This is a genomic window from Priestia sp. P5_B4, from assembly GCF_056400385.1.
On record NZ_JBFULJ010001253.1, the window covers coordinates 1 to 838 of the forward strand.

General features: G+C 40.9%; 1 protein-coding gene. It reads left to right on the forward strand.

The window, feature by feature from the left end; all coding sequences use genetic code 11:
- The coding region (locus AC1DRF_RS30305) for a cbb3-type cytochrome c oxidase subunit I (protein ID WP_477742608.1) at nucleotides 1–838 on the forward strand (838 nt) is incomplete at its 3' end.

Consider the following 838-nt stretch of genomic DNA (forward strand, 5'->3'; position numbering starts at 1 on the left):
ATCGCTATGACGGTCATCGGTATCGTTTTTGTCTTAACATATTTCAAGAAATGGAAATGGTTATGGACAGAATGGTTAACAACAGTTGACCATAAAAGACTCGGTGTCATGTACATCCTTTCAGCTGTATTAATGCTTTTCCGCGGCGGAATCGATGGAATCATGATGCGTATGCAGCTTGCATTCCCGGGTATGAACATTTTAGATGAACATCACTACAACGGAGTCTTCACGGCTCACGGTGTTATCATGATCTTATTCATGGCAATGCCATTTATTATCGGACTAATGAACGTAATCGTTCCATTACAAATTGGTGCGCGTGACGTAGCATATCCGTTCTTAAACGCAATTAGTTTCTGGACATTCTTTATGGGAGCAATGCTATTTAACCTTTCTTTCGTAATCGGAGGAGCTCCTGATGCAGGTTGGACAAGTTACTTCCCGCTTGCAGGTAAAGAATTCAGTGAAGGTATCGGAAATAACTTCTATGCCGTTTCACTACAGATTGCTGGGGCTGGTACATTAATGACTGGTATCAACTTCTTTGTAACAATCTTAAAAATGCGTGCCCCTGGCATGACAATGATGAAAATGCCAATGTTTACTTGGTCAATCTTCATCACATCAATTATTATTATTTTCGCGTTCCCTGTATTAACAGTAGCGCTTGCACTTATGACACTTGACCGTGTATTCGGAACAGCCTTCTTTACAATGGCTAACGGCGGTCTTCCAATGATGTGGGCTAACTTATTCTGGATTTGGGGTCACCCTGAAGTATATATCGTTATTTTACCGGTATTCGGTGTCTTCTCAGAAGTTATCAGTACACATT